At 67.2% G+C, this 26,738-nt stretch carries 25 protein-coding genes; 11 read left to right on the top strand and 14 right to left on the bottom strand.

Annotated features, from left to right (window positions below):
- Window positions 1-9 precede the first annotated feature (9 nt).
- The 7 genes from HNR24_RS07980 (at window position 10) to HNR24_RS07950 (ending at window position 6,679) form a co-directional block, all read left to right on the top strand.
- The gene (locus HNR24_RS07980) at window positions 10-669 is read left to right on the top strand and encodes an amino acid ABC transporter permease (protein WP_058888813.1); all 660 of its coding nucleotides are present in this window, start codon (window positions 10-12) and stop codon (window positions 667-669) included.
- Entirely contained in the window at window positions 656-1,435 is a 780-nt protein-coding gene (locus HNR24_RS07975; protein ID WP_058888276.1) for an amino acid ABC transporter ATP-binding protein, read from the top strand. The genes HNR24_RS07980 and HNR24_RS07975 overlap by 14 nt, the downstream gene beginning before the upstream one ends.
- 150 nt (window positions 1,436-1,585) lie before the next feature.
- Complete coding sequence (locus tag HNR24_RS07970; protein ID WP_058888277.1) at window positions 1,586-1,939, top strand: VOC family protein; 354 nt, start codon at window positions 1,586-1,588, stop codon at window positions 1,937-1,939.
- 89 nt (window positions 1,940-2,028) lie between these two features.
- On the top strand, window positions 2,029-2,982 hold the full coding sequence (locus tag HNR24_RS07965) for an L-lactate dehydrogenase (protein ID WP_058888278.1): 954 nt from the start codon (window positions 2,029-2,031) through the stop codon (window positions 2,980-2,982).
- Window positions 2,983-3,101: 119 nt separating this feature from the next.
- On the top strand, window positions 3,102-4,202 hold the full coding sequence (locus HNR24_RS07960; protein ID WP_182495512.1) for a hypothetical protein: 1,101 nt from the start codon (window positions 3,102-3,104) through the stop codon (window positions 4,200-4,202).
- Window positions 4,117-4,818 carry a sensor histidine kinase gene (locus tag HNR24_RS07955; RefSeq protein WP_182495511.1) on the top strand — a complete coding sequence of 234 codons (702 nt, stop codon included), beginning with the start codon at window positions 4,117-4,119 and terminating at the stop codon, window positions 4,816-4,818. The genes HNR24_RS07960 and HNR24_RS07955 overlap by 86 nt, the downstream gene beginning before the upstream one ends.
- A 49-nt stretch (window positions 4,819-4,867) precedes the next feature.
- Window positions 4,868-6,679, top strand: a complete 1,812-nt coding sequence (locus tag HNR24_RS07950) for an XrtP-associated glycosyltransferase (RefSeq protein WP_058888280.1) — start codon at window positions 4,868-4,870, stop codon at window positions 6,677-6,679.
- Window positions 6,680-6,707: 28 nt separating this feature from the next.
- Here the strand turns inward: HNR24_RS07950 and HNR24_RS07945 are convergent, their stop codons facing one another.
- The 4 genes from HNR24_RS07945 to purS all read right to left on the bottom strand — a co-directional run bounded on the left by HNR24_RS07945 (window position 6,708) and on the right by purS (window position 10,577).
- Window positions 6,708-7,082, bottom strand: coding sequence for a response regulator transcription factor (locus HNR24_RS07945; RefSeq protein ID WP_058888814.1), 375 nt, complete (start codon window positions 7,080-7,082; stop codon window positions 6,708-6,710).
- A gap of 80 nt (window positions 7,083-7,162) precedes the next feature.
- On the bottom strand, window positions 7,163-9,523 hold the full coding sequence (purL, locus tag HNR24_RS07940) for a phosphoribosylformylglycinamidine synthase subunit PurL (RefSeq protein WP_058888281.1): 2,361 nt from the start codon (window positions 9,521-9,523) through the stop codon (window positions 7,163-7,165).
- Between the two features lie 20 nt (window positions 9,524-9,543).
- A complete protein-coding gene (purQ, locus tag HNR24_RS07935) occupies window positions 9,544-10,323 on the bottom strand; it encodes a phosphoribosylformylglycinamidine synthase subunit PurQ (protein WP_058888282.1) in 780 nt (259 codons plus the stop codon).
- Complete coding sequence (gene purS, locus HNR24_RS07930) at window positions 10,320-10,577, bottom strand: phosphoribosylformylglycinamidine synthase subunit PurS (RefSeq protein ID WP_058888283.1); 258 nt, start codon at window positions 10,575-10,577, stop codon at window positions 10,320-10,322. Before purS ends, purQ begins: the two co-directional genes overlap by 4 nt.
- Window positions 10,578-11,012: 435 nt before the next feature.
- Between purS and HNR24_RS07925 the strand changes: the two genes are divergently transcribed.
- Window positions 11,013-11,534 carry a YchJ family protein gene (locus tag HNR24_RS07925; RefSeq protein ID WP_182495510.1) on the top strand — a complete coding sequence of 174 codons (522 nt, stop codon included), beginning with the start codon at window positions 11,013-11,015 and terminating at the stop codon, window positions 11,532-11,534.
- Window positions 11,535-11,750: 216 nt separating this feature from the next.
- The gene (locus HNR24_RS07920; protein ID WP_182495509.1) at window positions 11,751-12,407 is read left to right on the top strand and encodes an NADPH-dependent F420 reductase; all 657 of its coding nucleotides are present in this window, start codon (window positions 11,751-11,753) and stop codon (window positions 12,405-12,407) included.
- Window positions 12,408-12,464: 57 nt separating this feature from the next.
- Here HNR24_RS07920 and HNR24_RS07915 read toward each other — a convergent pair whose 3' ends face one another.
- The 10 genes from HNR24_RS07915 to HNR24_RS07870 form a co-directional block, all read right to left on the bottom strand.
- Window positions 12,465-13,328 (bottom strand): 3-methyladenine DNA glycosylase, encoded by an 864-nt coding sequence (locus HNR24_RS07915; RefSeq protein WP_182495508.1) that lies wholly within the window; start codon window positions 13,326-13,328, stop codon window positions 12,465-12,467.
- A 128-nt stretch (window positions 13,329-13,456) separates the two neighbouring features.
- On the bottom strand, window positions 13,457-14,044 hold the full coding sequence (locus tag HNR24_RS07910) for a GNAT family N-acetyltransferase (RefSeq protein ID WP_182495507.1): 588 nt from the start codon (window positions 14,042-14,044) through the stop codon (window positions 13,457-13,459).
- A 7-nt stretch (window positions 14,045-14,051) separates the two neighbouring features.
- Window positions 14,052-15,335, bottom strand: a complete 1,284-nt coding sequence (locus tag HNR24_RS07905; RefSeq protein WP_182495506.1) for an aspartate kinase — start codon at window positions 15,333-15,335, stop codon at window positions 14,052-14,054.
- Between the two features lie 60 nt (window positions 15,336-15,395).
- Entirely contained in the window at window positions 15,396-16,190 is a 795-nt protein-coding gene (gene ehuA / locus HNR24_RS07900) for an ectoine/hydroxyectoine ABC transporter ATP-binding protein EhuA (protein ID WP_182495505.1), read from the bottom strand.
- Window positions 16,174-16,872 (bottom strand): ectoine/hydroxyectoine ABC transporter permease subunit EhuD, encoded by a 699-nt coding sequence (ehuD, locus tag HNR24_RS07895; RefSeq protein ID WP_182495504.1) that lies wholly within the window; start codon window positions 16,870-16,872, stop codon window positions 16,174-16,176. The genes ehuA and ehuD overlap by 17 nt, the downstream gene beginning before the upstream one ends.
- A complete protein-coding gene (locus tag HNR24_RS07890) occupies window positions 16,869-17,627 on the bottom strand; it encodes an amino acid ABC transporter permease (protein ID WP_083504737.1) in 759 nt (252 codons plus the stop codon). The genes ehuD and HNR24_RS07890 overlap by 4 nt, the downstream gene beginning before the upstream one ends.
- A gap of 111 nt (window positions 17,628-17,738) precedes the next feature.
- Complete coding sequence (locus HNR24_RS07885; RefSeq protein ID WP_058888290.1) at window positions 17,739-18,638, bottom strand: transporter substrate-binding domain-containing protein; 900 nt, start codon at window positions 18,636-18,638, stop codon at window positions 17,739-17,741.
- A gap of 333 nt (window positions 18,639-18,971) precedes the next feature.
- Window positions 18,972-19,568 (bottom strand): recombination mediator RecR, encoded by a 597-nt coding sequence (gene recR / locus HNR24_RS07880; RefSeq protein ID WP_179441666.1) that lies wholly within the window; start codon window positions 19,566-19,568, stop codon window positions 18,972-18,974.
- A gap of 49 nt (window positions 19,569-19,617) precedes the next feature.
- Window positions 19,618-22,542, bottom strand: a complete 2,925-nt coding sequence (locus tag HNR24_RS07875) for a DNA polymerase III subunit gamma and tau (protein WP_182495503.1) — start codon at window positions 22,540-22,542, stop codon at window positions 19,618-19,620.
- 22 nt (window positions 22,543-22,564) lie between these two features.
- On the bottom strand, window positions 22,565-23,602 hold the full coding sequence (locus tag HNR24_RS07870; RefSeq protein ID WP_182495502.1) for an acyltransferase family protein: 1,038 nt from the start codon (window positions 23,600-23,602) through the stop codon (window positions 22,565-22,567).
- A 281-nt stretch (window positions 23,603-23,883) separates the two neighbouring features.
- Between HNR24_RS07870 and HNR24_RS07865 the strand changes: the two genes are divergently transcribed.
- A complete protein-coding gene (locus HNR24_RS07865) occupies window positions 23,884-25,248 on the top strand; it encodes an MFS transporter (protein ID WP_182495501.1) in 1,365 nt (454 codons plus the stop codon).
- Window positions 25,249-25,487: 239 nt separating this feature from the next.
- Complete coding sequence (locus HNR24_RS07860; protein ID WP_179441670.1) at window positions 25,488-26,564, top strand: ABC transporter substrate-binding protein; 1,077 nt, start codon at window positions 25,488-25,490, stop codon at window positions 26,562-26,564.
- Window positions 26,565-26,738 lie beyond the last annotated feature (174 nt).

Genomic DNA, 26,738 nt, shown 5'->3' with positions numbered 1-26,738 from the left:
CTGGCCGAGATCAATTGGCAGCTGGCGGTCGACTCGTTCTGGCCGCTGCTACGCGGCGGGCTGACCGGGACCATCCCGCTGACCCTGGCCAGCTTCAGCCTCGGACTGGCGCTCGCCCTGGTGCTGGCGCTGATGCGGATCGGCGGGAGCCGGCTGCTCTCCGGGATTGCCCGGGTCTACATCTCGATCATCCGGGGCACTCCGCTGCTGGTGCAGCTGTTCGTGATCTTCTACGGGCTGCCCTCGATCGGTCTCACCATCGACCCCTGGCCCAGTGCGGTGATCGCGTTCTCGATGAACGTCGGCGGCTACGCCGCAGAGGTCATCCGTGCGGCCATCCTCTCAGTCCCCAAGGGCCAGTGGGAGGCCGGCTACACGATCGGAATGTCCCGGAACCAGACGCTGCGCCGTCTGATCCTGCCGCAGGCGGCCCGGGTCTCGGTGCCGCCGCTGTCGAACACCTTCATCTCCCTGGTCAAGGACACCTCGCTGGCCTCGCTGATCCTGGTCACCGAGATGTTCCGGGTGGCTCAGGAGATCGCCGCCTTCAGCCAGGAGTTCATGCTGATCTATGTGGAGGCCGCCATGATCTACTGGGTCTTCTGCCTCGTGCTCTCCACCGTGCAGGACCGCCTGGAGCGCAGATTGGATCGCTATGTCGCCCACTGAACCTTCACGCACCGACCCGCTGCTGCGGGTGGCCGGACTGAACAAGTCCTTCGGGGACAACGAGGTGCTGCGCTCCATCGATCTCAGCGTGCAGACCGGGAAGGTGCTCGCGCTGATCGGGCCCTCCGGCTCCGGCAAGACCACCGTGCTGCGCTGCCTCAACGGCCTGGAACAGCCCGACGCCGGGACCGTGGAGTTCGCCGGGGGCCCCGCCGTGAGCTTCACCGAGAAGACCACGCGACGGGAGAAGGAGTCGCTGCGCACCCGCTCGGCGATGGTCTTCCAGGGCTACAACCTCTTCCCGCACAAGACCGTGCTGCAGAATGTCACCGAAGGGCCGATCCAGGTCCAGAAGCGACCCAAGGCCGAGGCCATCGCCGAGGCCGAACGCCTGCTCGAGCGGGTGGGCCTTGCCGAGAAGCGCGACGACTACCCGCATCAGCTCTCCGGGGGACAGCAGCAACGGGTGGGTATCGTCCGGGCCCTGGCCCAGCAGCCCTCGCTGCTGCTCTTCGACGAGCCGACCTCCGCGCTGGACCCCGAGCTGGTCGGCGATGTGCTCACCGTGATCAAGGAGCTCGCCGAGGAGGGCTGGACGATGGTCCTGGTGACCCACGAGCTCGCCTTCGCCCGCGAGGTCGCTGACACGGTGGCCTTCATGGACGGCGGGGTCGTTGTGGAGCAGGGGCCCGCCCAGGAGGTGCTGCGCACGCCGAAGCAGGAGCGCACCCGATCCTTCGTGCACCGGCTGCTCAACCCGTTCTGAGCGGGGCAGACCAGACGCCGCGGCTGAACGGGCTGAACCCGGCTGAACGAGCTGAACCCGGCTGAACGAGCTGAACCCGGCTGAGCGGTCAGACGGCGCTGACCAGGACGACCCTTGACCGGGCACCCGGCCCGGCGCAGACTTGGCCGCATGAAGATCACAGCACACACCGTCGTCTTCGACGCCGCGGACCTGGAGGCCGAGAGCAGCTTCTGGGCGAAGCTGCTCGGCGGAGAGGTGCGCGCCGGGTCTGACTGGCACACCGTCCTCGTCGAGGGTGCCGCTCCGGTCGCGGTGCAGCTGGCTCCGGAGCATCAGCCACCGCAGTGGCCCGAGGGTCGCCCGCAGCAGATCCATCTGGACCTCGACGTGGAGGACATCTCGGCCGCGCACACCGAGGTCCTGGAGCTCGGAGCGCAGGTGCTGCAGATGGCCACCGGAACCCAGCGCTTCAACGTCTACGCCGACCCCGCCGGGCATCCGTTCTGTCTCTGCTGGGACTGACCGGGACTGAACGGGACTGAGCCCTGCGGTCGCGCAGCTTCTTCGCAGGGCCCCTGTTCGGGTGCGGTGAGCTGTGGCAGGCTGAGCGCATGAGCGCCATCGAGAACTCCACCCTGGCCATCGTCGGAGCCGGAAGCGTGGGCACCGCCACCGCCTATGCGGCCATGATCCGCGGCTCCGCCCGGCATGTGCGCCTCTATGACATCGACGCCGCCCGGGTGGAGGCAGAGGTCCTCGACCTCGCCCACGGCAGTCAGTTCACCGGTGCCTCGGACATCGACGGCGGCGCGGACCTGCGGCACGTGGAAGGCGCCGACGTCGTCGTGATCACCGCCGGGGCGAAGCAGCACCCCGGCCAGACCCGGCTGGATCTGGCCGGCACGAATGTGGACATCCTGCGCGGCATGCTTCCGCAGCTGCTGGAGCGCGCCCCCGACGCCGTGTTCCTGCTGGTCACCAATCCCTGCGACGTGCTCACCGTGGCCGCGCAGCAGATCACCGGACTGCCCAGCTCCCGGGTCTTCTCCTCGGGGACCGTGCTGGACACCGCTCGGCTGCGCTGGAAGCTGGCGCAGCGCGCCGGTGTGGCGCAGTCCAGCGTGCACGCCCACATCGTGGGAGAGCACGGCGACACCGAGTTTCCGCTCTGGTCCGCAGCCAGCATCGGGGTGACCCCGCTGCTGGACTGGGAGCGAGACGGCCTGAGGGTCTTCGACGCCGAGGAGCTCGAGACGCTCTCCGAGGAGGTGCGCAACGCGGCGTACCAGGTCATCGCCGGCAAGGGAGCCACGAACTACGCGATCGGTCTCTCTGCGGCGCGGATCGTGGAGGCGGTGCTCGGCGATGAGCACGCGATCCTGCCGGTGAGCAGCGTGCTCGAGGGGTTCCTCGACATCAGCGGAGTGGCACTGTCCATCCCGAGCGTGGTCTCCGCCGGCGGAGTGCAGCCGGTGACCACCACCCCGTTCGCGCAGAACGAGGCCCAGGCGCTGCGGGAGTCCGCGCGGGCGCTGGGGAAGGTGCAGGCCTCGCTGGGGATCTGAGCCCCGGCCGACGCTGTGGCCCAGGCGTCACTGACTCCGCTGCGCCGGGGCCACTGAAGCAGGAATCACCCCAGGTCGGTGCCCCGCAGGGTGGTGAATCACAGTAAAGTGATCCCATTATGACGCGTATCGGGACCTTTGTGGGAGCGCTGCTCTACCACTCCAGCGGCAAGACCTTCGCCCTCATTCAACAGCTGATCTTCCTCGCGGTGCTCGCGTCACCGGTGTTGCTGCTCATGATCTTCGAACCCGAGACGTCCTCGATCCCGGGCATCGCCTTGGGCCTGGGGCTGCTGATCGTCGCGACCCTTGCCGTCGCCCTGTCCCCGCGTCGCGGACTCCACCCGGTGCTGGAATGGCTCGTCCCGGTGTCCAGCATCCTGGCCTGCGGCATCTGTCGCTACGCCACCTATCCCGATGGCGCCGTGATCTCCACGCTCAGCCTGGTGCCTTCGCTGTGGCTGATCGTTCGCTTTCGGCATCGGGGGGCCGCGGTGGCGGTGCTCATGGTGGTCCTCGCGATCAGCGTTCCCTCCCTGGTCGCCATCCAGGAGAGTCTGAACTTCGCCTCGATCTCGCGCTACACGGTGCTGCCGGTGGCGCTGGCGCTGATGTCCCTGGCCGTGATCGGGATTCTGCAGAACCTGGAGGCCAGCAACATCGAGGCCAAGCGGGCGCTGGTCAGCGAACGCAGCTCGCTGGCTGCGCTGGAGCGCACTGACCGGCTGCTGCGAGGGGTGCTGGAGAACCTCAACGTGGGCGTGCTGGTGATGGACGTCCGCGGCAACGACGTGATGACCAACCGTGCCCAGCGTGAGATCCACGCACTGGCCTCCCCGGAGACCAACCTGGACCGCACCGAGGCCGGGCATCTGGCGTACTACACCGACGGCACCCCGATCCCCACCCAGAACCGGCCCGCCGCGCGCGCCAACCGGGGGGGAGGAGTTCGACAATCTCGAGTTCCTGGTGGGGGCTCCCGGACCGGAGCAGCGCGTGATCTCCGTGACCTCCCGCGCGGTGACCGCCGAGGACGGCACCCGGGACGCCGCATTTCTGATCTTCCGGGACGCCACGAAGGAGTACAACCTGCTCCGGGCACAGCAGGAGGTCATCGCCACCGTCTCCCACGAGATGCGGACCCCGCTGACCTCCATCGTCGGATTCAGCGACTTCGCCGAGGACTCCATGACGGAGCTCGCGCCCTCGGCAGCCCGTGATGACGCCCTGGATCAGCTGGCGGTGATCCGGCGCAACGCCGAGAAGCTGAGCAAGCTGGTCGAAGACCTGCTGCTGGAGCAGCAGGCGACGGTCGGGAAGCTGAACCTCGACCTGGAACAGGTCAGCCTGCAGAAGCTGGTCGCGGACTGCGTCCAGGGGTTCCAGCCGATGGCCGCGGCGCGCGGCATGACGCTGGAATCGAACCTCCAGGAGGGCACCACGGCCATGGCCGATGTGCTGCGCCTGTCCCAGGTGGTCGACAATCTCGTCGGCAACGCCCTGAAGTACACCCCTGAAGGCGGCCATGTTTGGGTCACCGCGGGAGCCGCGGACACGGCCGAAGGTGCCGTGGAGGCGGTGTTCGTCGAGGTCAGGGACGACGGCCCGGGGATGAACCAGCTGGAGGCCAGTCAGGTCTTCACGCCCTTCTACCGTGCGCCCGCCGCCCGGCAGTCGGCGACTGCCGGCGCCGGTCTGGGCCTGGCGCTGTCCCAGTCGATCATCGAAGCCCATGGAGGGACCATCACCGTTCGCTCCGTGCCCGGGGAGGGCTCCCGATTCCGGTTCACGCTGTACAACGACAGCACTCGACGCGCCCGCGCGGCCACCAGCTGAGAGGGAGACGATGTACTCCGGCCCCAGGAACGCCTCCACCAGGAGACGCATGCACCGTGTCTCCCCCATCGTCTTCGTCCTCTGCGCCGTCTACGGGGGACTCGCGGCCTCCGTGTTCTGCTTCTCCGGAGCCTTCGGGCAGTTCGGCACCAACCCCTGGCGCGATGCCGGCCTGGTCACCGTCTCGGTGATCTCCGCCTTCGCCCTGACCTACATCAGCCTGCTGGTCCACACCTACTCGGCCCGTCGCAGGACCCGGCCGGGGGATGCCTCCGGGTTCACCTGGCACGTGATGATCCCCTGTCGCGACGAGGAGAGCGTCATCGCCGAGACCGTCTCGGCGGCGAGGACGACCTTCCCGGGTCTCCACGTCTGGGTCATCGACGATGACAGCGAGGACGCCACGGCGAGCATCGTGCGCAAGCTGCAGGATTTCGATGAGAAGGTCCACCTGATTTCCCGCCGTCGTCCCGACGCCAGGACCGGAAAAGGGCACGCCCTCAACGCGGCCTACCGGGTGATCGCAGCGGCGGCCAGCCAGGATCCGGACCAGCGCAGTCGTACGATCATCGGCGTGCTCGACGCCGATGGCTTCCTCTCCGGCAATGCCCTGGATCTGCTCTCCGGTCCTGATGCCTTCGGGGAGGACACTGTGGGGGCCGTGCAGCTGGAGGTCTGGATGAAGAACCGGGGGGATCGGCAGCCGCGGCCGCTCTCCGGGCCGTTCAAGAATCTCTTGGGCCGCACGCTGATCCGGATGCAGGACATCGAGTTCCGCACCTCGAACTCGGCCATGCAGATGCTGCGCGTCAAGACCGGTACCGTCGGCATGGGAGGCAACGGCCAGTTCACCCGACTCTCGGTGCTCGATGACCTGGAGGCCGACTACGGCCAGCCCTGGGGCAAGAAGCTCAGCGAGGACTACGAGCTGGGACTGAACATCATCACGGGGGGACACCGTACGCACTATGTCCCCGAGGCCCACGTCTCACAGGAGGCGCTGCCCTACACCCGGCGGCTACTCACCCAGCGCACGCGGTGGGCGCAGGGGAATATGGAATGCGCCGAGCTGCTTCCCGGGCTGCGCCGCAGCGGAAACCTCCGCGGCGCCGGATGGGCCGAAATCCACTACTTCATGGGCCAGCCCTGGCTGCTGATGACGAATCTGATCCTGGGGCCGCTGCTGCTGGTCCTGGCCGTGATCGAGGGCCGCATCGGATTCGCCTCGGGGGAGCCCGTGGAGTGGATCGTGCTGCTGGCCGCAGTGTTCATCGTGCTGCCGTACTTCCTCTGGGGAATCCTCTACAAGTATCTGTGCCGAGAAGACATCACCCTGGTCGCCGGGATCTTCTACGGGTTCGGCTATCTCTTCTACGTCTACATGACCTACCTCTACTACCCGCGCGCCATGAGCCGCATGGCCTCCGGGCGGACCTCCTGGGCCAAGACCGCGAGAAACGCCGACAACATGGCGCTGCCGGTGATGAGTCTGCGCGAAGAGCTGCTGGCGCTGCCGCTGCTGGATCCGGCGATCATCTCGACCCTCGCCGAGGAGCTCGACGGCGCGGAGGACTTCGCCCGAGAGCTGGTCAACACCTTCGGCCTCATCTGGCCGCGTCGCTGGGCGAACCTGCGCCTCGCCGCGGCCGCTGAGGATCACACCGCCACCATCGATGCCCTGGCCAGCATCCGGGTGGCCTCCGAGATGCTCGGTGCCGAGCGGCTGGCCCAGACGGCGAGGGACCTCGGGGTGCACCTGGACGCGGTGGACTACTCGGCGCTGCGCCGAGAGCTGCCCACGATCTCAGTGGTGGGCGAGCAGACGGTGGAGGAGATCCGCGGACGGTTCATCACGGCCTAGCGACGCGGGGGCAGCCGGTTTCGGGGTCTCAGGGGGCGTCTGCGGAGACCAGGTCGAGAAACTTCTGCTTGAGCTCCCGCGGCCTGAAGGGCTTGGTGATGTACAGATCCGCCCCCGCCGCATGCCCGGAGGACTGATCTGACTCGCCGGAGCGGGCGCTGACCATCACGATGCGTCCGCCGAAGCTCGGACGCACGCGGCGCACGACCTCGAGCCCGTCGATGTCGGGCAGGCCGACGTCCACGCTGAGCAGCGCGTAGCTGGCGTCCTTGGCCCGGGCGACGCCCTCCTCGCCGTTGGGCACGGCGTCCACGGTGAATCCGGCCTGGGTCAGCACCATCTCCAGGAGCCGGCGGATGTCGTCGTCGTCCTCGATGATCAGTGCGCGCGGGGTGTCCTGCATGGTCTTCCTCTCCTTGGATCTGAAGACCATCCTAAGCGAGGTCGTCCCAGGTCACACGGGTTTCCTGGGACGACCCCGACCTATTTCTCCTGACGCACGGCCTCGGTGGCCTCACCCAGGGTGGCGAAACGGGAGGGGATGACCGCGCTCCAGGCCTCACGCAGCTCATCCAGACCCAGCGTGAAGCTGCCGCCCTCATACGGCCCGGCCACCTCGAGATCGCCGGAACTGGCGTCCACCACACCGATGCGCAGCGCAGGGAATCCCCGTGCCGAGGTCATATCGGTGAAGCGCAGCTCCTCCGAACGCGGCAGCGCCACCAGGGCGCGGGCCTGGGACTCGCTGAAGAGCGCGGTGAAGGCATCCACGCCGTCGCGCTCGCAGATCCCGTCCACGGCCACCCGGGCACCCACGCCGAAGCGCAGACCCATCTCGGCCAGGCCGGCGGCGAGCCCGCCCTCGGAGAGGTCGTGGGCGGCGTCGATCATGCCGTCCCGAGACGCGTTGATCAGGATCTCACCGAGCATCTTCTCCGCATCCAGGTCCACCTTCGGCGGCAGTCCGCCCAGATGGTCGCGTCCGCGGGCGAACTCGGAGCCGTCGAGCTCATCGCGCGTGGTGCCCAGCAGGTAGATCGCCTGGCCGTCGGCCCAGCGTTCGAACCCGGAGGGGGTGCGGCGTCCGACGTCGTCGAACTTGCCCAGCACGCCCACCACCGGGGTGGGGTGGATCGCCCGGCCGGCGGTCTGGTTGTACAGCGAGACGTTGCCGCCGGTGACCGGGATGCCGAGGGTCTTGCAGCCGTCGGCCAGGCCGCGCACGGCCTCGGCGAACTGCCACATGACCTCGGGGTCTTCGGGGGAGCCGAAGTTCAGGCAGTCAGAGACCGCCATCGGGATCGCACCCGAGGTGGCCACATTGCGGTAGGACTCGGCCAGTGCCAGCTGCGCACCGGCATAGGGATCCAGGTAGGCGTAGCGGGCGTTGGCGTCGGTGGAGAGCCCGACGCCGAGCCCGGTCTCCTCATCCACCCGGATCACCCCGGAGTCATCGGGCTGGGACAGCGCGGTGTTCCCGCCCACGAAGCGGTCGTACTGATCGGTGATCCAGGAGACGTCGGCCATGTTCGGGCTGGTCATCAGGTCCACCACGGCGGCGCCGAGCTCCTGGCCGGTCTGGGGCAGGTTCTGCCCCGCGGCCGAGGAGCGGAAGGTGTCGGCCTGCAGCGCGTCCTGCCAGTCCGGGCGGTGGTAGGGCCGCTCGTAGACCGGGCCGTCGTGGGCGACGGTGCGCGGGTCCACGTCGACGATGGTCTCGCCGTCCCATTCGATGATCAGCCGGCCGGTGTCGGTGACCTCGCCGAGCCAGGAGTATTCGACCTCCCACTTGGCCATGACGCGCTCGAACTCGGCGGCGTTGGCGGGGGTGACCACTGCCATCATGCGTTCCTGGGATTCCGACATCAGGATCTCGCCGGGGGTCAGCGAGGGGTCGCGCAGCAGCACGTTTCTCAGCTCCACGTGCATCCCGCCCTCGCCGTTGGAGGCCAGTTCAGAGGTGGCGCAGGAGATCCCTGCGGCGCCCAGGTCCTGGATGCCCTCGACCAGCTCCGCGTGGAAGAGCTCGAGGCAGCACTCGATGAGCACCTTCTCCGCGAAGGGGTCCCCGACCTGCACCGCGGGGCGCTTGGAGGGCTTGGAATCGTCGAAGGACTCCGAGGCCAGCACCGAGGCGCCGCCGATCCCGTCGCCGCCGGTGCGCGCCCCGAAGAGCACCACCTTGTTGCCCACGCCCGAGGCGTTGGCCAGGCGGATGTCCTCGTGGCGCATCACGCCCACTGCCAGCGCGTTGACCAGCGGGTTGTCCTGGTAGACGGAGTCGAAGACGACCTCGCCGCCGATGTTGGGCAGGCCCAGGGAGTTTCCGTAGCCGCCGATGCCGGAGACCACGCCGGGCAGCACCCGCTTGGTATCGGGGTGGTCGATGTCGCCGAAGCGCAGCGGGTCCATCACCGCGACCGGGCGGGCGCCCATGGAGATGATGTCGCGCACGATCCCACCGACCCCGGTGGCCGCACCCTGGTAGGGCTCCACGAAGCTGGGGTGGTTGTGGGACTCGATCTTGAAGGTCACCGCCCAGCCGTCACCGAGGTTGGTCACACCGGCGTTCTCACCGATGCCGACCATCAGGTCCCGCTTCATCTCCTCGGTGACCTTCTCGCCGAACTGGCGCAGGTGGACCTTGGAGGACTTGTACGAACAGTGCTCGGACCACATCACCGAGTACATGGCCAGCTCGGCCGCCGTCGGACGCCTGCCCAGGATCTCCACGATCCGGTCGTACTCATCGGACTTCAGCCCGAGCTCCGCCCAGGGCAGGTCGGTCTCCGGGGTGGTGGCGGCGTGCTCCACGGTGTCGATGTTGAATTCTTTGTCTGTCACAGTCGGCTCGCTCACTGGGCTCACTGGGCACCTCCGGCAAGAGATGCGATCACGGAGGTGAAGATGGTCAGTCCGTCGGTGCCGCTGCGCATCCCGGTGGCGTCATCGGGACCGTAGCCGGCCTCCACGGCGTGCTCAGGGTGCGGCATCAGGCCCACCACGTTGCCGGTCTCATTGCTCACCCCGGCGATGCCGTTGCGGGATCCGTTCGGGTTCTCGCCCACGTAGCGGAAGACCACGCGGCCCTCGGACTCCAGGGCTTCGAGGGTGTCGGGGTCAGCCAGGTACTGACCGTCCTGGTTCTTCAGCGGGATCGCGATCAGCTCATCAGCGGTGAACTGGGAGGTCCAGGCGGTGGACGTGTTCTCCACGCGGAGCACCTGGTCGCGGCAGAGGAACTTCAGGTGATCGTTCTTCACCATGGAGCCTGGCAGCAGGTGGGATTCGGTGAGCATCTGGAAGCCGTTGCAGATGCCCAGCACCGGGAGTCGGGTGCCTGAGCTGGCGGTGGCGGCGGAGATGATCTTGTTCATCATCGGGGCGAAGCGGGCGATCGCCCCGGCGCGCAGGTAGTCCCCATAGGAGAATCCACCGGGGAGCACGATCGCGTCCACGCCCTGCAGCGATTCATCCGCATGCCAGAGCGGGACCGCGGTGCCCCCGCCGAGGCGGACCGCGCGCGCGGCGTCGCGGTCATCGAGGGTGCCGGGAAAGGTGACGACGCCGATGCGCGCGCCGTCCAGCGGGGTTGCGGCCGGGGAGGCGTGGAAGTCCCCGATCAGAGGAGTCTCCGTGCTCATGCAGCGTCCTCATCGACGCGCACGCTGATCACGTCTTCGATCACCGGGTTGGAGAGCATCTCTGCCGCGGCCGTGCGAGCACTTTCCAGCACCTGCTCGGTGACCTCACCCTCGACGGTGAGCTCGAAGCGCTTGCCCTGACGGACCCCGGAGAAATCCGTGAAGCCCAGGTGGGGCAGCGCGGAGGCGATGGCCTTGCCCTGGGGATCGAGAATCTCGGGCTTGGGCATGACCTCGACGATGATGCGCGGCATAGGGTCTCCTGTGCGATGGTGCGGGTGGATGAGCCCGCGGGACCGCGACGAGGTGCCGTCTCACGCGCTGCCACGTCCAGATCAGCACGGCTGAGGACGACGGCGGCACGCTCCGCGAGCTTGCCGGATCAGTCTACCGGGTGCCCGCGGGGGAGGGCGCCGCTGGGGTTGGGGGCTCAGGGCTGGGGCTGGGAGGCGGGGATGGTTGCGGGAGCGCGCGGGCGGTCAACGGGTGGATTCCCGTGCGTTCGGTGCCCGGCTGCGATCGCTGGGGCGCATACGGTTGGAATCCTCAATGAAACCGTCCCCGAAGCAACTGTTCTCGCCCCAGGGATGGTGGGGAGCCGGGGATGGTGCCGGAGCGAGGGACGGCGGGGGTGCCGGGGTACCTGGGGGAGAGGGCGCCGTCGGGATCCGGGGTGAGATGCTGGTGAGATGACGCAGAACCCGCGATTCCCGCCCGGTGCAGGACAGCCCGACCCCTCGCAGCGCCACGCCGAACAGCCCGACCCCGAACAGCCCGACCCTGCGCGGCGCTGCCCCTGCGGATCTGGCGAGAACTACGCCGGCTGCTGTGCGCGCTTCCATCAGGGCGCGCCCACTCCGACCGCTGAGGCGTTGATGCGGTCCCGCTACAGCGCGAACGCCCTGCTCGGTGAGGATCCGGCATTCTTCGCGACCTACCTGCACCGCACCTGGGCCGCCGAGACCCGGCCCGCGCTGCGCGATCTCACCGCACCGGGTCCGGTCTGGCGGGGACTGCACATCGTGGACACGACGGCGGGCGGCCCGTTCCACGACATCGGGACCGTCGAGTTCGTGGCCAGCTACCAGGACGACGCCGGCCCCGAAACCCGGGGAGCCGGCGCTGCCCCGGTCCGGGGCAGGCTGCATGAGCTCAGCCGGTTCCGTCGGGAGTCCGGTCGGTGGCTCTACGTGGACGGGGACGTCAGCTGAACCCGTGCCTGCACCAGAGCCTGTGCCTGCACCTGAACACGCCTGCACCCGAACATGCCAGCACCTGAACCCCTGCCTGCGGCTGAGCGTCGGGATCCGCTGTGATGCACCCGGCATCCACTCAGTGGAACAAATCCCCGCGGGCGCACGTTACATCTGGCGGAATCTTGCAGTTTTGAAGAATCGGCCAGGAGCTGGTCGAGGGACGGGATCGCTATGACGCAGTCGCCACTGACCATCGGAGTGCTCGGCGCGGGCCGGGTCGGCACCGCCGTCGCACGTCAGGCCGTGCGTGCTGGTCACACCGTGCACATCGCCACGGCCAAGCCCGCGGCGGAGATCGCGCTGCTCACCGAGGTGATCGTGCCTGGTGCCACCGCGGTGGACCGGGAGCAGCTGCGTGGGGCTGACATCATCGTGCTCGCGGTGCCGCTGCACAAGTACCGCAGCATCGACACCTCGGTGCTCAGCGGTCAGGTGGTCATCGACGCCATGAACTACTGGGCCCCGGTGGATGGCTTCATCGACGAGTTCGAGACCGGCGCCAGCACCAGCGAGGTCATCGCCGAGTTCCTCGGTGATGCACGTGTAGTCAAGACGCTGAACCACATCGGCTACGGCGATCTGGAGATCGACTCCTACCCCGCAGGGCATCCGCAGCGCCGGGCGCTCGCTGTCGCCGGAGATGACACCGCGGCCAAAGCCCTGGTCCAGGACTTCGTGGACTCCCTCGGCTATGACGCCGTGGACGCCGGGCCGCTGGCCGCCGGGAAGTCCTTCGAGAACGGGACCGAGATCTTCAACGGCCGCCACGACGCCGCGCGGATGCGGGACCTGCTCAGCGAATGCGGCCGGGTGCTCGCCCACGCATGAGCCGTGCCCCCTGGCCCGTCTGAGCAGGCGCTCTTGCATCCGCCTGATCAGACGGGGTCAGGGCTGGTCTTCAAGCTGGTCCAGCACCGTCAGCAGCTTCCCGCGCAGCACCTGGGACTCCTCGGCGAAGCCCTTCTGCGCCCGGGCGTAGGCGGCGCGGCCGGATGGCGTCTCGATCGGCACCGGCTCGTAGCCCCAGTCGCTCAGGTCATAGGGCGAGGCGCGCATGTCGAGCCGACGGATCCTCGAGGCGAGGTCGAAGCACTCCAGCAGCAGGTCGCTGCTGACCGCGGGGATGAGCTTATAGGCCCATTTATAGAGGTCCATGTTCGCGTGCAGGCAGCCCGGCTGCTCCATCTGAGTCTGAGATTCCCGGGTCGGTTCCAGGGCGTTGAGCGGCCGCGCCGAGGGCGTGTAGAACCGGTAGGCATCGAAATGGGTGCACCTGATGTTCGCCGCCTCCACCACCTCGTCGGTGCCCGCGGCGCCTAGCCGCAGCGGAACCTGGTCGTGGCGCTGGCCGTGTTGAACCGACTTGTACACCATGGCCCACTCATGCAGACCGAAGCAGCCCAGCTGAGCGGGAGCCGCCGCCGTCGTGCTCAACAGACGCCGGGCGAAACCGATCATGGACGCCCGGTCCTCACGGAAGCTCTCAACGTCGAGGGTCACCCCGGCAGCAGTGCGCCGGTAGTGCTTCCAGTCCGCCCGCTCAGAGTCCTGCGCGCCCTCCAGGAGGAACCCCACCCCGGGATGCCAGCGCGAGAGCTTGCCGGGGGAGTGTGAGTAGTAGGTGAAGAGGAAGTCCTCCACCGGGTGCTTCGCGCCAGCATGACGCCGCGCCAGGAAGTCCTCGGTGAGCCGGTCCACCGCGATCTGATGCGCGGCGGCCCGTTCCCGGTGCTCACGTTCAGGAAGCACGGTCAAACCACGTGTTGCCTCAACAGAAGCTGGTGTCTGGGTTACCATCGGGTATATCACTCGTACCAAGTGCGCAGGCGGCAGGGAACCCGTAAAGGGTACACCTGCCGCCTGTGTGCTTGAGTCGCCTATTCCGCGACAGCGTCAGGCCCGTCCAGCTCCCGGCGCATGATCCAGCGCGGCCGGTGACCGCTGTGCGCGGTGGTGGGCCCGGCGACGTGGAAGCCATGGGCCTCGAAGAGCTCCTTGGTGCCGACGTAGCCACTGATCACGTCCACCCGATTGCCGTCCTGGAGCTCCATCGGATAGCCCTCGATCACCGAGGCGCCGTGCTCGGCGGCATGTGCCACGGCACCGGCGAGCAGGTCATGCATCAGCCCGCGCTTGCGGAAGCCCGGGCGGACGACGAAGCAGACCACAGACCAGGGGTCCTGGTCATCCAGGAACGGGATGGTCCGTGAGTTCATCAGCCGCCGGTAGCTGCTGCGCGGGGCCACCGAGCACCAGCCGGCCGGGGTGTCATCGACGAAGGCGATCACTCCCGGGCCGGGCTCCGCGCGGCAGAGCTCTTCCATGAAGGCCGGCCGGTCCGGACCCGAGACCCGGGAGTCCCGGTAGGACATGCACCAGCACCCCAGGCCGCCGGGCTTCTTCACCCCAACGACCTCGTAGAAGTCCTCGAAGCGCCCGACGGCGGGGCGGATGGTGGTGCCCATGGTGGTTCTAGCGGCCGGTGCCGGCGTAGACCGTGGCCTCTTCGTCGGAGTCCAGGCCGAAGGCGGTGTGGATCGCGGCCACCGCGCGGTCCAGCAGCTCGACGTCGGTGATCACCGAGACGCGGATCTCTGAGGTGGAGATCAGCCCGATGTTGATCCCGGCGTCGCGCAGCGCGGTGAAGAACCGGGCCGAGACGCCGGGGTGGTTGCGCATCCCGCCGCCGATCAGTGAGACCTTCCCGACCTGGGGCACGAAGTCCATGGACTCGAACCCGATGCTGTCCTTATGTGCGTTGAGCATCTCCTGGGCGCGTTCGCCGTCCTCACCGGGCAGGGTGAAGGAGATGTTGGTGGTCTTGGTCGCCATGGAGACGTCCTGGACGATCATGTCGATGTTGATCGCACCTTCGGCGATGAGGTTGAAGATCTCAGCCGCCTTGCCGGGCACATCGGGGACACCGGTGATGGTGAGTTTGCCTTCGGATGCGTCATGAGAGACGCCGGAGATGATCGGCTGTTCCAAGGGTTCGCCTTCCTGAATCTTGACGGTGTCTTTCGGGTCGGGGATGACCCAGGTGCCTTCGAGCTGGCTGAATGAGGAGCGGACGTGGAGCTTCACGCCGAACCGGCGCGCGTACTCCACCGAGCGCAGATGCAGCACCTTGGTGCCGGCGGCTGCCATCTCCAGCATCTCGTCGCTGGAGATCTCGTCGATCTTTCGGGCGGTCTTGACCACCCGCGGGTCGGCGGTGAAGACCCCGTCCACGTCGGTGTAGATCTCACAGGCGTCGGCGTGCAGCGCTGCGGCCAGTGCGACCGCGGTGGTGTCGGAGCCGCCGCGGCCCATGGTGGTGATGTCCCGGGATTCCCGGCTCATGCCCTGGAACCCGGCGACGATCCCGACATGGCCGGCGTCGAGGGATTCCTGGACACGCAGCGGGGAGACCTCGATGATGCGGGCCTTGCCGTGGATGGCGTCGGTGATCATGCCGGCCTGGGAGCCGGTGAAGGACTGCGCGGATTCGCCCAGCTCATGGATGGCCATGGCCAGCAGCGCCATGGACATGCGCTCGCCGGAGGAGAGCAGGATGTCCATCTCTCGGGACGGCGGCGCCGCGGTGATCTGGCCGGCGAGGTCGAGCAGGTCATCGGTGGTGTCACCCATGGCGGAGACCACCACCACGACCTGGTGACCGGCACGCTTGGTGTCGACTATCCGCCTCGCCACTCGTTTGATGCTCTCGGCGTCGGCAACGGATGATCCGCCGTATTTCTGAACGATCAGGCTCATGACAGCTTGTCTCACTTCTGGTGTGTTGAACGGGGGAACTTAGGTCAAGTCTAAATCTGCTCAGGCGTCGCGGAGCACGGCGCTGAGGAACTGCCGGGTGCGCTCATGGGTGGGGGCGGAGAAGATCTTCTCCGGTGCTCCCTCCTCCACCACACGGCCGCCGTCGAACATCATCACCTTGTGCGAGACGTCCCGGGCGAAGCTCATCTCATGGGTCACGATCAGCATGGTGACGTTCGTGGTGTCTGCGACCTTGCGCAGGATGTTGAGCACGTCCCCGACAACCTCGGGGTCCAGCGCGGAGGTGACCTCATCGAGGAGCAGGATCTCCGGGTCCATGGCCAGCGCACGGGCGATGGCGACGCGCTGCTGCTGCCCGCCGGAGAGGCTCATCGGGTGCTGATCGGCCTTATCCGGCAGCCCGACCTGTTCCAGCAGGGAATGGGCCTTCGCGGTGGCCTCTGGCTTGGACTGGCCCAACACATGGACCGGGGCCTCGATGATGTTCTCCAGCACGGTCATGTTCGGGAACAGGTTGAACTGCTGGAAGACCATGCCGATCCTGGTGCGCAGCCGCTTCTGCTCCTTCGGGGAGACGGCGACGCGCTTGCCGTCCTTCTCACGGTGGGTCAGCGGCTCGCCGTCGACGAAGATGTAGCCGCCGGTGAGCTCCTCCAGGGTCATCACCAGGCGCAGGATGGTGGTCTTGCCCGAACCGGAGGGGCCGATCAGGGTCACCCGCTCGCCGCGCCGGACGGAGAAGTTCAGGTCTTTGAGCACGATGTTGTCCCCGAAGCGCTTCTCGACATCGACGAACTCGATGACCGGAGTCTCGGGATCATTTGGCGTAGGCAAGGCGCTTCTCCAGACGGTTGATCAGCAGTGCAGTGGGGTAACTGGCGGCGAGGAAGATCAGGCCAGCAATGGTGATGGCCTCGGTGTAGCGGAAGGTCTGGGCCCCGATGGTCTGCGCGACGCGGACCATCTCGGCCACCGAGATCACGAACAGGAACGGGGTGTCCTTGAACATGGAGATCGCGTAGTTGCCCAGCGAGGGAATGGTGGAGCGCAGCGCCTGAGGGATGATCACGCGCCGCCAGGTGCGACCGGCGCTCATCGAGAGCGCCTTGGTCGCCTCCCACTGGCCCTTGGGCACGGAATCGATCCCGGCCCGGTAGACCTCGGACATGTAGGTGGCGTAATGGATTCCAAAGACGATGAACCCGATGGTCAGCGGGTCCATCCAGGTGAAGCCGTAGTAAAGCACCAGCAGCTGGACCACCAGCGGGGTCATCCGGATGAAGTTCGCCACCCAGCGCACCACGAAGGCCAGCGGGCGGGGAAGCACTCGCAGCAGGATCGCGATCACCAGGCCGAGTACAGCGGCGATCACGGTGCTGACCACAGTGACCAGCAGGGTGACCTGCAGGAAGGCCGCGAGGATATCCGGGAAGATCTCGATGGCGAAGTCCCAGTCCCAGACGTTGCCGGTGGTCTCTGGGGCAGGTTCGGCGGTGAATGGAACGACGGGGATCATGAGGCACCCCCTGGCTGCCGAGCGCCGGTGACGATCTTGGGTTTGGTGGAGAGGATCTCTCGGATGCTCGGGCCCTGCCCCAGCTTGCTCTTCGCGCGGGTCTCCAGAAGTCGCATGCCCTGGGTGAGCAACAGTGCGAAGAGGAAATACCCGATCAGGCCGACGAAGGCGTAGGCGAACCAGGCGTCGGTGACCCGGCGCAGCTGATCCAGTTCAAAGTTGAAGTCGTTGAGCCCGACGACGTAGACCACTGCCGAACCTTTGAGCAGGTGCACCAGCAGGTTGGCGAGGGAAGGGATCATCAGTGCCCAGGCCTGCGGGAAGATGATCCGACGGATCTTGTGCGGCCAGGACATGGACAGCGCCACGGTGGCTTCCCACTGTCCCGAGGACACCGAGGTCAGCGAGGCCCGGACAGCCTCTGCGCCATAGGCTCCGTAGTTCAGCCCGAGGGCGATCACCCCGACGGTGAACGGGCTCTCCAATGTGAGGCCGAAGAGTGGCAGCACGTAATAGACCCAGAACAGCTGCACCAGCAGCGAGGTGCCTCGGAAGAACTCGATGACGATGCGGGCAGGGACGCGCAGCCACCATTTAGGGCTGCCGCCCATCAGGCCGAGTACCACCGCTATGACGAACGCCAGGGCCGCACCAAGAAGAGTGAGCTGCACGGTGAGCAGGAACCCATCCCAAAGTCTGGGACCGAAATTCTGCAACGACTCGAAGTACTGCTGCTGTTGATCTAACCAGTCCACGGTTGGGGGTCTTTCCTCTCTGCTGGAGGTCGCGCCACCGAAGTGGTGTCACCGAAGCGGTGGCCGGCCCTTGAGCAGGGCCGACCACCAGTGGCTTCTGAGGCTCTTCGCTCAGTCTTCGATGTCCTGGAGCGACTCCAGGTCGCCCTCGCAGAGTGCCTCTGCAGTCAGCTCAGCGGGCGGGATCTCGGCCTCGGTGAAGCCGTACTCACCGATGATCTCCAGCAGCTCGCCGCTCTCCTTGAGCTCGGCGAGGTGCTCGTTGTACTCCTCGAGCAGCTCGGATCCTTGTGGGAAGACCGTGGACCCTGCGCCGTACTGCATCACCCCGTCCATCTCATGGACGAAGCCCTCAGTGACCTCAACGCCGTCCATATCGCTGGCCATCTCGCTGAGCGAGATGGCGGTCAGCGCGAACACGTCGGCCCGTCCGCCTGTGACCATGTCCACGCCGTCATCGGCGGTACCTACACCTTGAGCGTCGATCCCCAGTGCGTCGACGTAATCGGCTTCCACGCCGGAGGAGAGCGTGGCCAGTGTGATGTCTTCACCGGACTCCATCGCCTCGGCGACGTCGTTGAGGTCCTCCACGCCGAGCGGATTGCCCTCCTCCACCAACAGTGCGGTGGTGTACATGATCTCCGGTTCGGCGAATGCAGCCTCTGCACACCGGTCGGGAAGAATCGACATGCCCGCCGATACTGCGTCATAACGGTCGGCGTTGAGACCCGGGATGAGGCTGTCCCAGTCGGTGAGCTCGGCTTCGATGGTGTAACCCATCTCGCCGAAGATCTCCTCGGCCAAGGCGATGGTCGCGCCTTCGGGCTCGGCGTCGTCGTTCAGGTAAGAATACGGCTGTTCGCCTGCGATCGCCACGGTGATGACATCCTCGCCGCCACCCTCGGCCTCTCCGTTCTCGCCCTCGTCGCCGCCGCCACAGGCGGTCAGTGCCAGCAGCGCGGCGGCGCTCACGGTGCCTGCGCGGACTGCCATCGAAGTCTTCTTCATCATCAGTGCTTACCTCATCCTCTGGTGTGCGTCTGGTGCGAGTGAGCAGGACCCCGGACTCGAAAACTGCCCGGGTGTCGCCTGTCTCAACACGCTAGACCGAGAAATGAGATTTGGAAACTGATTTCTGTCGGATCGACAAGGTTGGGAGGCGTCCGGAGGATCATGGAATTGAAGAAAGAATTGTGGAGCGTGAACCGGGCGTCGCCGCTGCTTCCCCCGTGCCGCAAGGCCAGCGGTGCCTACGAAAACGGATCGAAATACCCGCCCATAGAAACCTGAGTATTACCTGATCACGCTTGCATAACTATCTGTGCGGAGGTCCCGGCGCAGGGTTCAGGACATCACCGTGCGGCCCTCGAAGGCCCGCCCGAGCGTGACATCGTCGGCATACTCCAGGTCCCCTCCCACGGGAAGCCCTGAGGCCAGCCGCGTCAGCTTGATGCCGATGGAGCCGAGCATCCGGTAGAGATACGTGGCCGTGGCTTCGCCTTCGAGGTTCGGGTCGGTGGCCACGATGACCTCGGTGATGGTGTCGTCGGAGAGCCGGCTGAGCAGTTCGCGGATGTGCAGCTGATCAGGTCCCACGCCGGCGATCGGATTGATCGAGCCGCCGAGCACGTGGTACCGGCCGCGGAAGGAGCGGGTGCGTTCGATCGCCATGACGTCCTTGGACTCTTCCACCACGCAGAGCAGGCTGGGATCACGTCGGCTGTCCTGACAGATCCGGCAGGTGTTCTCCTCGGAGACGTTGAAGCAGATCGCGCAGAACTTGACCTTCTCCTTGACCGTGGTGATCGCGTCGGCCAGGCGCTTCATATCCTCGCCGTCGGCCTCCAGGATGTGGAAGGCCACGCGCTGCGCCGATTTCGGACCGATGCCGGGGAGTCGCCCGAGTTCGTCGATCAGGTCTTGGACTGCGCCTTCATACACGGTGTGGACGAGCCTTCCTTCAGGGGTGGAGATCCAGTTTAGCGCCGGCTCACTCGTTGAGCCGGCGCTCCTCCAGCAAGGTGGCACCGAGGTGTTTCTCGAACGCCTTTCGCCCGAAGACTCCGGAGTGCTCCAGCGGGACGTCGTCCTCGCTGGCGACATCCTCCGGCTCACCCTGTGCCCAGGATGGCGGTGCGCTCTGGTCATAGTCACTCGGCGGCCCTGAATCCCATGCCGGGTCCGGTGGGGGAGCCGGATGCGAGGGATCATCCGCCGGCGGCTCCGCAGCGTAGGCCGGTCCTGGCCCACCGCCACGCTGGGCCAGACGACGCCGGATCTCCGCCGCGCGGCTCGGTGCGCCACCGCCAGGCTGGCCGCTCGGTGCGGGGGAGCCCTGCGGGACGGCGGCGCCGCCGGCGGCCGGGCGCTGCGGCGCGCTGCCCTGGGAGGAGGCGCCGGGAGAGGGGACGCATTGGGATGCGGCGCCCTGGGATGCCGCGCCCTGGGATGCGGCACCGGAGGAGGCGGTGCCCTGACTCTGAACGGCATCGGCTGGACTGGACCAGCGCGGACCGGTTCCGGCGCGGCGGGCGAACGCCGGCACCGGGGTCTTCTCGGCCTGTGGCTTATAGGCATCCTCGCTCTCGGAGCTGGCTGCTGGTGCTTCGCGGTCGAAGCGTGCTGGCGCCTCGGGGCTCAGGTGCGGTGCCGCCTCGGGGGAGACGGCGGAGGGTGCGCCTGCTCTGGACTGCGCAGCAGCGGAGACCTCGGAGTCCGTGGACTCGGGGTCCGAGGGATCCAGGTCCTTCGCGTCGGGGTCCTGGGAGTCGGCCGTGGTGTCCAGGTCGGCAGCGATGTCGGACTCGGCAGGGTGTTCCGAGGGTGGGGCCGCGGGCCGCTCGGGGGGCGCCTCGGCGAAACCGGGATCATAGGGCTCCGGCGGCTCCTGCAGGACCCATGCGGGCGTGTCGTCCGCAGGGTGATCCGGTGTGGCCGCCGGGCTCAGCCGGCGTTCAGCTTTTGGGCCCCCACCACCGCCCGCCGAGGAGGTGCCCCCGGTGCCAAGCTTGAAGCGGACCTTCATGCCCAGGACGTCCTCGATCGCTGCGTTCATCGCCTGCTCGCCGTGCCGGTTCGCGAACGTGGTCCGTGCTCCCTCATTGGCGAACTCCAGACCCAGGGTCTGACCGTCGAAGCCGCCCATGCTGACATTGCCCTTGACCAGCATCCACAGCATCCGGGACTGGGACTTTAGGGAGTCCACGATGTCCGGCCAGGCGCGGCGCATCATCTCATCGGTGGATCCCCCGGCGCCCTGCGAGCCCTGAGCGGCAGTGCTTGGAGCTGTCGGCGAGGCAGTGGTCGAAGCGGCCGGCGCGGCAGCGGTCGGTGAGGCCGGTCCGGCGGGTGAGGTCGGTCCGGCGGGTGAGGCAGGCGCGGCGGCCTGTGGCTCCTGCCGCCCGGGGCCATCCGAGCTGCGCGCCTGCGATTCGCTGGTCTCGCGCCCGGAGGCGCCCCAGGTCGCGGTCCCCGGCTGCGTCGCTTTGGCCCCAGGGGGAGCGGGAGCGCTGTCAGGACTGGTTCCTGGGGTGGCCCATTTCGGGTCTGCCGAGGAATCCGGCTCGGCAGGGGCCCCCGGTGCTGAGTCGGATCCAGATGCTGAGTCAGATCCAGACGCTGAGCCGGCTCCAGCTGCGGTGTCTGCTGCGACGGCACTGCCGGCGTTGCTTGAGCTCGCAGCGGAGGCGGCCGCACCCTCGGCCGGCTCGGCGGCATCGCCCGTGGGACTGGGGGTCACCCCGGCCCCGGCGGAGAAGTCGAGCCTGCGCTCCACGCGTTCCAGGCGCGCCGCCACCGAGGCGTGGCCCTGCTCGGCGTGGGGCAGCAGCAGTCGCGCCATCAGCAGCTCCAGATGCAGCCGCGGCGAGGTGGCGCCGACCATGTCGGTCAGCGCCTGAGCGCTGATGTCCGCGGCGCGGGAGAGTTCCGCAGAGCCCAGCTGGCCCGCCTGGGTCTGCATGGAACGGATCTGGTCCTCCGGGACCCCGCGCAGGATCGCGCCGGGGTTCTCCGGGACTGACTTCACCACGATCAGGTCGCGCAGCCGCTCCAGCAGGTCCTCGACGAACCGGCGCGGGTCCTGCCCTGACTGCACGACGCGGTCCACCACCGAGAAGGCCTTCGCGCCGTCAAGGGCGGCCACGGATTCGACGACCTCGTCTAGCATCGTGGCGTGGGTGAAGCCGAGCAGCGCCGTCGCCCGGTCATAGTCCAAGGTGCGCTCGGCGGAGCCGGCGATCAGCTGGTCGAGCACCGAGAGCGTGTCGCGCACCGAGCCGCCGCCGGCGCGGATCACCAGGGGCAGCACGCCCGGGGCCACCGTGACGCCCTCCTGCTCGCAGAGCCGGTGCAGATAATCCATCAACGGCTCGGGCGGGACCAGCCGGAACGGGTAGTGGTGGGTCCGCGAGCGGATGGTTCCGATGACCTTGTCCGGCTCGGTGGTCGCAAAGATGAACTTGATGTGTTCCGGGGGCTCTTCGACGATCTTCAGCAGCGCGTTGAAGCCTGCGGCGGTGACCATATGGGCCTCATCGATGATGAAGATCTTGTAGCGGTCCCGGACCGGGGCGAAGGTGGCGCGCTCGCGCAGGTCCCGGGCATCGTCGACGCCGCCGTGGCTGGCGGCGTCGATCTCGATGACGTCCAGCGCGCCGGGTCCGCCGGTGGCAAGGTCCACACAGGAGTCGCAGGTGCCGCACGGGGTGCCGGTGGGGCCCTGCGCGCAGTTCAGGCATCGGGCCAGGATGCGGGCGGAGGTGGTCTTCCCGCAGCCGCGCGGTCCGGAGAAGAGATAGGCGTGGGAGACCGCGTCCTTGCCCAGGGCCGTCATCAGTGGCGCAGTGACGTGCTCCTGCCCGATCACGTCGGCGAAAGAGTCGGGTCGATAGCGGCGGTACAGGGCGGTGCTCACAGTGAGAAACCTTATCTGCTTGCTAGGACATGCGCATGCGGTCGGAGCCCTGGCTCGACTCCTGGTTCCGTGCCGCGAGCCTCGAGGCCACCCGGCGATCACCCGGCACGGTGTAGAGCCACCGGGTCCAGGGGCGCAGCCAGACCGCGAGCAGGCTCATCAGCAGGCCGCCGATGGTGCAGCCCGCGACGTGGAGCACCGGGTCCACCCCGATCTCGCTGAGTCCGCGGTGGATCAGGATGATGATCGGGAAGTGGCTGACGTAGACCACGAGGGAATTGCGGCCGGTCCACTGCATGAACCTGTTGATCCGCCCCGCAGGGATCCGCGGCGCCACCCAGAGGATGACCGCGATGCCGATCATCGCCGTGGGGGCGGCGTAGAGGCTGCCGGCGCGGAACTCGCGATCTTCGAGTCCATGATCGGCCAGCAGCGCCATGATCACGGCGAGCGCGGCGATCAGCAGCCATGGCGCCGTGGCCCACCGAAGCAGGATCCTGGCGCAGGCCGCACCCAGGAAGAAGAAGGCTCCGTAGTAGAGGGTCCGGCTGACAAGCGAGTTCTCCAACTCGGTGAAGTGCCTGGTCACCAGCATCAGAAGAAAGACGACGACGGCGATCCCGCTGAGCGGTCCGGGCCGGGACACTGCGGGCTTGAGCAGCATTCCCACCAGATAGCAGATCGTGAGCGCCATCAGGAACCAGAGGTAGTCCCCGGTGAGCCAATACTCCAGCCGTCCCGGGCCGCCGTGATAGATCAGCACGCCGAACCCGACGAGCCAGATCATCAGCGGCCAGACGATGCTGGCGAACTTTCCCCACAGATAGAGGGCGGGGGGCTTGGCCAGGGAGCGGGGGAGCAGCGTGCCGGAGAGGAACATCAGCAGCGGCATCCGGAAGGGCTCGAGGTAGAGATTCAGCTGGGCCCATTCATCCACGCCCAGACCATTGGCTCGTGGGATGTCGGAGCCATGCAGCACCACGACCAGCAGCACGGCCACCCCGCGCAGCAGGTCCATCCACTGCATGCGTGGTGCGGGGTGGGCGGGTGTCGAGGGCATGATTCTGCGCGCGGTTCTCTCGAGGGCTGGGAGGGTCATCGGGCCGTACAGCGGTGCTGCGTCCCGGTGGAATCACTGTATCGGACGGCATTCTCGCTCTTCACCTCACTGACCAACCGTTCGGTCATTAATTCTGGTACATTAGCGCTCGTGTCCGTGACCTGGGTCACAGGAAGCATCTTCGGGATCACTCGACCACCAGGATCACTCGAACACCAGAATCGCTCGAACATCAGAATCACTCGAACGTCATCGTGACGTGTCCAGCCTTTGGAGCAGCTATGAGCCAGACCACCTACCTCAGCAACGAGGGGCATGACCTGACTCGCGAGGAGAAGAAGGTCCTCGCGGGAACCCTCGTCGGCACCACCATCGAGTGGTACGACTTCTTCATCTACGCGCAGGCGGCCGGCTTCGTGCTGGCGGTGCTGTACTTCGAGCCGCTCGGTGAGGACAACGCGGCGCTGGCGCAGATCGTCGCCTGGGCCTCGGTCGGCATCTCCTTCCTCTTCCGCCCGCTGGGTGCGATCCTCGCCGGCTGGGTCGGTGACCGGTACGGACGCAAGATGGTCCTGGTGATCACCCTGATGGGCATGGGCGGAGCCACCGTGCTCATCGGTCTGCTGCCCACCTACGCCACCTGGGGCGTGCTGGCACCGATCCTGCTGATCACCCTGCGCGTGCTGCAGGGGCTTTCCGCCGGTGGCGAATGGGGCGGCGCAGCGCTGCTCGCTGTGGAACACGCCCCCCGGCACAAGCGCGGACTCTTCGGTGCCTACCCGCAGATCGGTGTGCCGCTGGGCATGCTGCTCGCCACCGGGTTCATGTTCGCGCTCAATGCCATGACCACGGAGGAGCAGTTCCTCCAGTGGGGCTGGCGCGTGCCGTTCCTGTTCTCCTTCGTGCTGATCATCGTGGGCTTCCTGATCCGGCTCAAGGTCGACGAGTCCCCGGTCTTCGTGGAGATGAAGGCTCGCAAGAAGGAATCCTCGGCGCCGCTGAAGGAACTGGTGACCACGCATAAGAAGTACACCTTCCTCGCCGCGCTGATCTTCGCCGCGAACAATGCCGCCGGCTACCTGGTGATCGCCTTCTTCGCCGCCTACGGCGTGAACACGCTGGGCATGGACCGCAACGACACCCTGATCGCGTCCCTGATCGGCGGCGTCGGCTGGTTCATCTTCACCCTCTTCGGCGGGTACATCTCCGACCGCATCGGCCGGGTCAAGACCTTCCAGATCGGCTACGGCATCATCATCGTCTGGGCGATCCCGATGTGGTTCCTGCTGGACACCGCCTCGCTGCCGCTCTTCGCGCTGGCCATCTTCATCCTGACCATCGGGCTGGGCCCCTCCTATGGTCCGCAGTCCGCGCTCTACGCCGAGATGTTCCCGGCGAACATCCGATTCTCGGGCGTGTCCATCGGCTACGCGCTGGGCTCCATCATCGGCGGTGCCTTCGCCGCCACCATCGCCCAGACCATCCTGAACACCACCGGCCAGTCCTGGCTGATCGGTCTCTACATCGCGATCCTGGCGATGGTCTCCTTTATCGCGGTCTCGATGGTGCCCAAGAAGCTCCAGGGCATCAACCTCAACGACGACAGCGAACGCGAAGAGGTCACGGTGACCTCCGGGTCGCGCTGACCTGCCGACGCGCCGACATGCCCAGGCGCTGACCTGGAGCAGGATAATCTCTGTTCCACACCGTGGAAACACGGCGGCCACCGGACAGAGAAGCATCACCCGCACCACCTGTAGCACCCGCACCACCTGCTTCACCGTAGAAGCAGCATCACCGCAATACCTGAATCACGCACCGCATCACCCGGAGATCCACACAGGCGATCTGCGCCGGGGATGATGCACCTAGATGAGGAGCACCTATGCGTTCACGCAGCACCACGATGAGGCTCTCGGCGGCGCTCGCCGCCACTGCTCTGATGCTCACCGCCTGTGGCGGCGAGACCCAGGGCGAGGACACCGAGGGCGAGGCCGGCGAAGAAGGCGGCAGCTACTCGATCGGCATCACCCAGATCGTCTCCCACCCGTCCCTGGACGAGGCCCGCGACGGCTTCAAGGCAGCCTTCGAGGATGCCGGTGTCGAGGTGGAATGGGATGAACAGAACGCCCAGGGCGAGCAGGCCACCGCGAGCAACATCGCCGGGACCTTCGCGACCTCGGATCTGGATCTGGTCCATGCCATCGCCACGCCCACCGCCCAGGCAGCCGCCCAGGCCGTCACGGACAAGCCGATCGTGTTCTCCGCGGTCACCGACCCTGAGGAAGCCGGCCTGGTGGACTCCTGGGAGGAGCCCGGCGGCAACATCACCGGCGCCTCGGATCTGAACCCGGTGATGGAGCAGTTCGAGCTGCTCCAGGAGATCGCCCCGGATGCTGAGACCGTGGGCATCGTCTACTCCTCCGGAGAGACCAACTCCGCCGTGCAGGTGGAGCTCGCCCAGGAGGCCGCCGATGAGCTCGGCCTGGAGATCCAGGAAGCGACCATCTCGAACTCCTCCGAGGTCCAGCAGGGCGTGGAGTCCCTCGACGTCGACGCGATCTGGGTCCCGACCGACAACGCTGTCGTCTCGGCCCTGGAGTCCGTGCTGCAGTACGGACAGCAGAACTCCATCCCGGTGATCGCCTCCGAGGGTGACTCCGTGATCCGTGGATCTGTGGCCACCTACGGCATCAACTATGGCGACCTCGGCCGCCAGGCCGGGGAGATGGCGCTGCGGATCCTGCAGGACGGCGAGGACCCTGCGTCCATGGCCGTGGAGACCCAGGAGACCCTGGAGCTGATCGTGAACCCCGAGGCCGCCGAGGCCATGGGTGTCGAGCTGGACCAGGAGCTGCTCGACCGTGCCGACACCGTCGTCGGTGAGGATGTCGAGGCCGAGGACCCCGCCGAGGCAGACGAGGCTGAGGGTGACGAGGACGCTGAAGAGGAAGAGGAGTGACCCACCGCGGGTGACTCCGCGCCATCAGGCGCAACCGGATTGGTCGGCGTCGTCGTCGGCCATCACCAAGAGATGACCACCGGGCCGGGCGCCGGGACAGCCGCACCAGGCTGTGCCGGCGCCCGTGGCCTGGGTGGACGTGGACCCGCCGTCGGCCGAGGCCGCGACGATGAT

Source organism: Nesterenkonia sandarakina (assembly GCF_014138825.1).
GTDB classification, from domain to species: domain Bacteria; phylum Actinomycetota; class Actinomycetes; order Actinomycetales; family Micrococcaceae; genus Nesterenkonia; species Nesterenkonia sandarakina.
The sequence above is the reverse complement of the archived record's forward strand: the minus strand, read 5'-3'. Positions and strand labels throughout refer to the sequence as shown.

Excerpts from the sequence above, each read along its gene's own strand:
- ehuD (WP_182495504.1), bottom strand. The coding sequence starts at position 16,872 with ATGATCCCCGTCGTTCCATTCACCGCCGAACCTGCCCCAGAGACCACC.
- purS (WP_058888283.1), bottom strand. The coding sequence starts at position 10,577 with ATGCCGCGCATCATCGTCGAGGTCATGCCCAAGCCCGAGATTCTCGAT.
- HNR24_RS07905 (WP_182495506.1), bottom strand. The coding sequence starts at position 15,335 with ATGAGCCTGATCGTTCAGAAATACGGCGGATCATCCGTTGCCGACGCC.
- HNR24_RS07920 (WP_182495509.1), top strand. The coding sequence starts at position 11,751 with ATGACGCAGTCGCCACTGACCATCGGAGTGCTCGGCGCGGGCCGGGTC.
- HNR24_RS07950 (WP_058888280.1), top strand. The coding sequence starts at position 4,868 with ATGCACCGTGTCTCCCCCATCGTCTTCGTCCTCTGCGCCGTCTACGGG.
- HNR24_RS07960 (WP_182495512.1), top strand. The coding sequence starts at position 3,102 with ATGACGCGTATCGGGACCTTTGTGGGAGCGCTGCTCTACCACTCCAGC.
- HNR24_RS07970 (WP_058888277.1), top strand. The coding sequence starts at position 1,586 with ATGAAGATCACAGCACACACCGTCGTCTTCGACGCCGCGGACCTGGAG.
- HNR24_RS07885 (WP_058888290.1), bottom strand. The coding sequence starts at position 18,638 with ATGATGAAGAAGACTTCGATGGCAGTCCGCGCAGGCACCGTGAGCGCC.
- HNR24_RS07865 (WP_182495501.1), top strand. The coding sequence starts at position 23,884 with ATGAGCCAGACCACCTACCTCAGCAACGAGGGGCATGACCTGACTCGC.
- HNR24_RS07870 (WP_182495502.1), bottom strand. The coding sequence starts at position 23,602 with ATGCCCTCGACACCCGCCCACCCCGCACCACGCATGCAGTGGATGGAC.
- HNR24_RS07965 (WP_058888278.1), top strand. The coding sequence starts at position 2,029 with ATGAGCGCCATCGAGAACTCCACCCTGGCCATCGTCGGAGCCGGAAGC.
- purQ (WP_058888282.1), bottom strand. The coding sequence starts at position 10,323 with ATGAGCACGGAGACTCCTCTGATCGGGGACTTCCACGCCTCCCCGGCC.
- HNR24_RS07945 (WP_058888814.1), bottom strand. The coding sequence starts at position 7,082 with ATGCAGGACACCCCGCGCGCACTGATCATCGAGGACGACGACGACATC.
- HNR24_RS07975 (WP_058888276.1), top strand. The coding sequence starts at position 656 with ATGTCGCCCACTGAACCTTCACGCACCGACCCGCTGCTGCGGGTGGCC.
- HNR24_RS07860 (WP_179441670.1), top strand. The coding sequence starts at position 25,488 with ATGCGTTCACGCAGCACCACGATGAGGCTCTCGGCGGCGCTCGCCGCC.
- HNR24_RS07955 (WP_182495511.1), top strand. The coding sequence starts at position 4,117 with ATGCGGACCCCGCTGACCTCCATCGTCGGATTCAGCGACTTCGCCGAG.
- HNR24_RS07925 (WP_182495510.1), top strand. The coding sequence starts at position 11,013 with ATGACGCAGAACCCGCGATTCCCGCCCGGTGCAGGACAGCCCGACCCC.
- HNR24_RS07910 (WP_182495507.1), bottom strand. The coding sequence starts at position 14,044 with ATGGGCACCACCATCCGCCCCGCCGTCGGGCGCTTCGAGGACTTCTAC.